Annotated in this window: 7 protein-coding genes; all 7 read left to right on the top strand. The window is 70.3% G+C overall.

The window, feature by feature from the left end:
* The coding region (locus ONA70_RS34040) for a hypothetical protein (protein WP_265010591.1) at positions 1-205 on the top strand (205 nt) is incomplete at its 5' end.
* A gap of 226 nt (positions 206-431) precedes the next feature.
* Positions 432-1,625 carry an ABC transporter substrate-binding protein gene (locus tag ONA70_RS34035; RefSeq protein ID WP_265010590.1) on the top strand — a complete coding sequence of 398 codons (1,194 nt, stop codon included), beginning with the start codon at positions 432-434 and terminating at the stop codon, positions 1,623-1,625.
* 67 nt (positions 1,626-1,692) lie between these two features.
* Positions 1,693-2,568 carry a branched-chain amino acid ABC transporter permease gene (locus ONA70_RS34030; RefSeq protein WP_265010589.1) on the top strand — a complete coding sequence of 292 codons (876 nt, stop codon included), beginning with the start codon at positions 1,693-1,695 and terminating at the stop codon, positions 2,566-2,568.
* Complete coding sequence (locus ONA70_RS34025) at positions 2,565-3,581, top strand: branched-chain amino acid ABC transporter permease (RefSeq protein WP_265010588.1); 1,017 nt, start codon at positions 2,565-2,567, stop codon at positions 3,579-3,581. The genes ONA70_RS34030 and ONA70_RS34025 overlap by 4 nt, the downstream gene beginning before the upstream one ends.
* Complete coding sequence (locus ONA70_RS34020; RefSeq protein WP_265010587.1) at positions 3,574-4,401, top strand: ABC transporter ATP-binding protein; 828 nt, start codon at positions 3,574-3,576, stop codon at positions 4,399-4,401. The genes ONA70_RS34025 and ONA70_RS34020 overlap by 8 nt, the downstream gene beginning before the upstream one ends.
* Positions 4,388-5,119 (top strand): ABC transporter ATP-binding protein, encoded by a 732-nt coding sequence (locus ONA70_RS34015; protein ID WP_265010586.1) that lies wholly within the window; start codon positions 4,388-4,390, stop codon positions 5,117-5,119. The genes ONA70_RS34020 and ONA70_RS34015 overlap by 14 nt, the downstream gene beginning before the upstream one ends.
* A 52-nt stretch (positions 5,120-5,171) precedes the next feature.
* Positions 5,172-6,077 carry an SDR family NAD(P)-dependent oxidoreductase gene (locus ONA70_RS34010; RefSeq protein WP_265010585.1) on the top strand — a complete coding sequence of 302 codons (906 nt, stop codon included), beginning with the start codon at positions 5,172-5,174 and terminating at the stop codon, positions 6,075-6,077.

Genomic DNA, 6,077 nt, shown 5'->3' with positions numbered 1-6,077 from the left:
CACCCTCCTTGTCGTTGGTGAAGGCTTTCCGCTGTCCGTCGCAACCTTCGGTGCGAGCGCGGGCCGGGCAGCGCGCGGCGAACCGGGCACATCGGTTGGCCCTTCCGTCGTCGGCGCGTGCTGGATCCGCAGGTCAACCGGCGGGATCCCGAAGAGCGCACTTCTTGATCCCTTCGTAATACGCGGGCAGCATGGTGGCCCTTGACACGCCGTATGACCGACAGCACTATAACAACCTAGCGCTTGCTCGGTTGCCGGTTGTCCCGGTCGGTTGTCCGGCTCGATCGGCGTCGGCGTGGGCCATCGCTGGTGGCCGCAGCGCTCCGCGGCGCAGAGTGTGGCCGCGATGAGAAGGACGACCAAGAGTCAGTGACAGCCATATCGAGTGAGGCAGGCGAGAAGTGGCCATAACCAGAGGAGCGACGGCGCGGTTGGTCGCCAGCCTGGCCGTCCTCGCCCTTGCGGCGGCGGGTTGCGGGGGCAAGGGCGGTAGCGACAAGCCGACCGACGGCACCGCGAAGGGCGAACCCATCATCATCGGGATGGACGAGGACAGCACCGGCCCCGGCGCCTCCTACAGCACCATCGCCGGCAAGACCATCCGGCTGGCGGTCCAGGACATCAACGACAAGGGCGGCGTCCTCGGCCGTCCGCTGCGGCTCGTTATCGAGAACGACGAGAGCGACCCGACAAAGGTCCCGGCCGTCCTGCAGAAGCTGCACAGCCAGGGCGCGAAGGCGCTCTTCCTGCAGAGCGGCAGCGCCGCCGTCATGCAGGCGAAGTCCACCCTGACCCAGCTCGGCCTGCCGGCGATCGCGCCTACCGGCGTAACCGCGACGCTGGTCGAGCCGCCGAACAACGAGCTGATCTACATGCTCGCGAACACGACCACCGACTGGGCGCAGGTCTACTGCGGGGCGTTCAAGGCAGCCAACATCAACAAGATCGGCATCCTGACGGATGACACGACCACCATCGCCGCGTTGAACAAGTCGCTGTTGGCCGGAATCTCCTGCGTGACGACCGTGGCTACCGAGAAGGGCGCGGCCAACGCCTCGGACCTCTCGGCCCAGGTCGCCCGGCTGAAGAACGCCAATCCGGACGCGGTGCTGGTCACCAGCGTCGGTGGCGCGTTCGAGGTGCTCGCCCAGAACACCTTGGCGGCCCAGATGAAGGGGAAGCCGCGCTTCTCGCTCGCGTCGATCGGCAACCAGCCGTCCTCCTGGAAGCTGGCCAACCCGGGCGCCCTCGAGGGGCTGATCTTCATGGGCTCGATCAATCAGGAGAACCCGCGCACCAAGGCCCTGGTCGACTTCCTCAGGCAGAAGAACGGCGACAACTACCAGGTCACCGCGTACGACGCCCAGGGCTGGGACTCCGTGCAGCTCCTCAAGCTCGCCATCGAGAAGGCCGGCGGGCCGGACGACCCCAAGAAGCTCAACGAGGCGATCCAGAGCATCACCGGTTACCAGGCGACCTTCGGGCAGGGCAGCTTCACGCTCTCCTTCTCTGCCAGCAAGCACCTCGGCGCGGACGGGGCATGTGGCCTCTCCCTGATCGAGTTCGGGGCGGACAACAAGCCCAAGGGGCCGTGGGCGACGTTCCAGCCCCCGTGCTCGAACTGACCCCACGAGGAGGCGGGCGAGCTGACGCGGCTCGCCCGCTCGCGGTAGGCGCTCACGAGGAGTTTCGATGACAGACCTCCAGCTCTGGCTCTCCGCCGTGGAAATGGGGTGTTTCTTCGGCATGCTGGCCTTGGCCTACTACCTGATCCACGTCGGGGCCGGCTTCTTCAACTTCGCCATCGGCCCGTACGCGATGATGGGCGGCCTCTGCACCAGCTGGCTGGTCATCACCTACGACCTCGGGGTGTGGCCGGCCGCCGCGACGGCCGTGGCGGTGACCATCGGGCTGGCCGCCCTCACCGAGCTGGGCGTCGTACGTCCGGTACAGAAGCGCAGCGGCGGCGGTGAACTGCCGGCGCTGGTCGCCGTGGCGGCGGTGCTCTTCGCCATCCAGCAGCTCGCCGGCTACGTCTTCGGATACCCGACCCTGCCCGGGCAGAGCCTGGCGACCTTCGACCCGGTGACGGTCGGGGAGGTCACCGTCCAGCCGAGCTCACTGCTGATGATCGGGGTGGCGCTGCTCTCCTTCGCGCTGTCGGCCGTCTGGATCCGGTCGACCCGGACCGGCCGGCTGCTGCGGGCGGTCGGTGACAGCAACCGCGCGGCGGCACTGCTCGGCCTGCCAGTCAACCGGATCCGGCTGATCGCGTTCGTGCTTGCCGGTTTCGTCGCCGCGCTGGCCGGCATTCTCTTCGCCCCGAAGGCCGGCGTGAACTCGCTGTCCGGGCTGGCCTGGTCGCTGTCCGGATTCCTCGCCGTGGTAGTGGGCGGTACCGGCTCCGTCTGGGCGCCGCTCTTCGGCGGCATGCTGCTCGGGCTGGTCGAGGTGTTCCTTCCGTACTACTTCGGCGGCCAGGCGCACGTGTACGGGATGCTCTTCATCGCCCTGCTGTTCTTCGCCTTCAAGCCACAGGGACTGTTCGTGCGGACGGTGCGCGCATGACCACTCAGACCTCCCAGCCCGCCGCCGTGGCCGCCGGCCGGGACATCCGACGAGTTCCCGGCATCGGCGGTCTCGCCCTCGGTTGCGCCGCCGCCGTGCTGATTCTGCTCTGGGTCGGCTCTGACGGCTACAAGCAGACACTTGTCACCTCCGCGGCGACCTACGCCCTGATCGCCCTCGGGATGTACGTGCCGTACCTGATGGCCGGGTCCCTGTCGATGGCGTACAGCGCCTACGCCGGGATCGGGGGGTACGCGGTCGGGCTGGTCTCCGCGAAGACCGGGTTGCCGCTCGCGGTGGCGTGGCTCGTCGGCCCGATCGTGGCGGCGCTGCTCGCCGTGCTGCTCGGGCTCGTCACCCGGCGGCTGTCCGGGTTCTTCCTCGCGGCGGTGACCCTGCTGTTCGGCATGGCGTTCACCGCGTTCCTCATCGACGCGGAGGCCCTCTCCGGCGGCTCGGGCGGGCTGGGCAACCTGCGGCCGCTCAACCTGTTCGGCTGGACGCCGAGTCACTATCAAATGGTGCTCGGCTCGGCGGTCGTCGTCTGCGTCATCGCGTTCCTGCTGGATCGGCTGCGGCTCTCGCCGTGGGGCGTGATCGTGCGGACCATGCGGGACGCCCCGCGGGCTGTGGAGGCGGCCGGCGTCCGGGTCCCCGTGCTGAACCTCGTGGCGCTGGCGCTCGGCGCGGCGATCGCGGCCGTCGGCGGCGGACTCTTCACCTACTCGGCCGGCAGCATCACGCCTGACACGTTCACCCTGAACATCGTCTTCCTCGCCATCTTCATGCCGCTGATCGGTGGGGCGGGCACGCCGTGGGGCGCGGTCGCGGGGGCAGTGATCGCGGTCGAGTTGACGCTCAACTTCCCGGCGATCGAGACCAGCGGCACGCTGCTGCTCGCGCTCGGGGTACTGGTGATCATGTTGGTCGCGCCGCGCGGCGTGGTCGGCTACGCCGACAAGCTGCGCACGCGGGGCTGGGCGCTGCTGCGGAAGGAGCCGGACCGTGGCTGAGGAGATCCTGCTGGTCGGGCGCGGCCTGACCAAGCGGTACGGCGGAGTCACCGCCCTGTCGGAGGTCGACTTCGAACTGCGGGCCGGGGAGGTTCTCGGACTGGTCGGCCCGAACGGCGCCGGCAAGACCACGCTGGTCGATCTGATCTCCGGGGCCCAGGCGGCCACCGCTGGCGAGCTGACGCTGCGCGGATCGAAGCTCACCGGGCCGGCGTCACGGCGTGCCCGGGCCGGGCTGGGCCGTACCTTCCAGTACCCCCAGCTCGCGCTGGAACTGGACGTCCGGGCCAATCTGCTGCTGGGGCGGGCCGCCCGACGGCACGCCACGCTCTGGCAGATGATCACCGGAGCGTTCGTCGGGGCGCTGCGGCCCACAGGGGCAGCTGATGGGGCCGCCGTGCGGGCGATCGCGAACGAACTGGGCATCCGCGATCTGGACCGGGAGGCCGGTGACCTCACCCTCGGCGAGCAGCGGCTGGTCGAGGTCGGCCGGGCGCTCGGGCAGGACCCGCTGGTGCTGTTGCTGGACGAGCCGTTCGCCGGCTCCGACGCGCGCGGCGTCGCGGGCATCGCCGAGGTGATCCACACCGTGCGGCGGCGGGGCCACGCCGTGATCCTGGTCGACCACAACGTTGACCTCGTCGCCCGCCTGGTGGACCGGATCATGCTGCTCGACCGGGGCCGGGTGGTCTTCGACGGCGATCCGCGCGACTGCCTGGCCAGCCCGCAGATGCAGAGCGTCTACTTCGGATCGGACGCCGACGACGATGACGCCGGGGACGGCTCCCCGAAGGCGGAGGTGCAGGATGTCCGGTCATGAGCTGAAGATCGAGGGGCTGAGCGTCCGATACGGGCATGCCAGCGCGTTGACCGAGGTCAGCATCACCGCACGGGGCGGCGCCGTCACCGCGATCGTCGGTCCGAACGGCGCCGGGAAGAGCAGCCTGCTGCTCGCCGCGTACGGCTCGGTGCCCGCGAGCGGGAAGGTGTACCTCGACGGCGAGGAGATCAGCCGGCTGCGGCCCGCCGCCCGGGCCCGGGCCGGGATCGGCGTCGTCCCGCAGGGGCGGCAGCTCTTCCCGCACCTGAATGTCGCGGACAACCTGCGCGTGATGGCCGAACTGCTCCGGCTGCCCAACTCCGCGGTGGACGAGGCGGTGGACCGGTTCCCGATCCTGCGGACCCGGCTGCGCAGCCTGGTCGGCGTGCTCTCCGGCGGTGAGCAGCAGATGCTCGTGGTCTCCCGGGCGTTGATGGGTTCGCCCCGGGTGCTGCTGCTCGACGAGATGATGACCGGTCTCGCTCCGCTGATCGTCCGCGAGCTGGCCGCGACGGTTTCCGGGCTCGCCCGGGAGGGCGTCGCGGTGCTGCTGGCCGAGCCCGCGCTGGGCGTGCTGCGGCGCGTCGTCGATCGGGGCTACGTGCTGGTGCGCGGCGAGATCGTGGCGGAGGTGAACGACGGCGGCGCAGCGCTGGACGACGCGTACAGCGCGGCCATCGGTGTCGAGCGCCCCAAGGAGTTGCGTCCGGCGGGCTGACCGGAGCGCCACTGGTGGACCGCCAGGGGCAAGCCGTGGGAGGGCTGTGGTGATGGGTGCGGACAACGCAGAGTCCGGCTGGCTGGCAAACAAGGCGATCGTGGTCACTGGCGCGGGCCGCGGACTCGGTGAGGCGTACGCCCGTCTCGCCGCCGCCGAGGGTGCCTCGGTGGTGGTGAACGATGTCGACGTGGACGCCGCAACGAGGGTGGCGTCCGAGATCGGGGCCGTCTGCGACGATTCCGACATCGCCTCCTGGGAGGGCGCCGGCCGGCTGGTCAAGGCGTGCCGGAATGCGTTCGGCCGCATCGACGGGCTGGTCAACAACGCCGGCATCTTCCGGTTGGCCGATCCGCGCGAACAGGATCCGGTGGAGTTCCGCAGGGTGATCGAGGTCAACCTGCTCGGCACCGCCTACTGCGGGCTGCACGCCATCCGCGCCATGCTGGACCAGCCGGGCGGCGGTTCACTGGTGAACGTCACCTCCGGCTCGCACACCGGTTCGGCGGCGATGGGGGCGTACGGTGCGAGCAAGGGCGGCGTCGCGTCGCTCACCTACTGCTGGGCCGCGGACCTTGCCGGCACGCCCGTCCGCGTCAACGCCGTGTCGCCGAACGCGCACACCCGGATGGCGGACACCTTCGAGCGCTACCTCGGTGAGCGGGCCCGGGGGCAGAACGTGGGCAAGAGTCCGTCCAGCAACGCGCCGGCCGTGGTCTACCTGCTCTCGGACGCGGCCGCGGGGATCTCCGGGCAGGTCGTGCGGGTGGACGGCGAGGAACTCTCGCTCATGACCCACCCCGGGGTGGCCCTCCCGGCCGTTCGGATCCCGGAATGGACGGTGGCAGCGGTGGCCGAGGCTTTCGACGAGGGCCTCGCGCACCGCCAGCAGGCGGTCGGGTTGCCATCCACCCCGGACGTGGCCGGTGGTCCGGTGGCAGGGGAGGGAGCATCGTGA

Origin of the sequence: Micromonospora yasonensis (assembly GCF_026013475.1) — a bacterium.
Classification (GTDB): domain Bacteria; phylum Actinomycetota; class Actinomycetes; order Mycobacteriales; family Micromonosporaceae; genus Micromonospora; species Micromonospora yasonensis.
This window is presented reverse-complemented; position numbering and strand designations above follow the sequence as displayed.

What these genes read in the sequence shown, in the direction of transcription:
- ONA70_RS34025 (WP_265010588.1), top strand. Translation starts at nt 2,565, where the DNA reads ATGACCACTCAGACCTCCCAGCCCGCCGCCGTGGCCGCCGGCCGGGAC.
- ONA70_RS34030 (WP_265010589.1), top strand. Translation starts at nt 1,693, where the DNA reads ATGACAGACCTCCAGCTCTGGCTCTCCGCCGTGGAAATGGGGTGTTTC.
- ONA70_RS34015 (WP_265010586.1), top strand. Translation starts at nt 4,388, where the DNA reads ATGTCCGGTCATGAGCTGAAGATCGAGGGGCTGAGCGTCCGATACGGG.
- ONA70_RS34010 (WP_265010585.1), top strand. Translation starts at nt 5,172, where the DNA reads ATGGGTGCGGACAACGCAGAGTCCGGCTGGCTGGCAAACAAGGCGATC.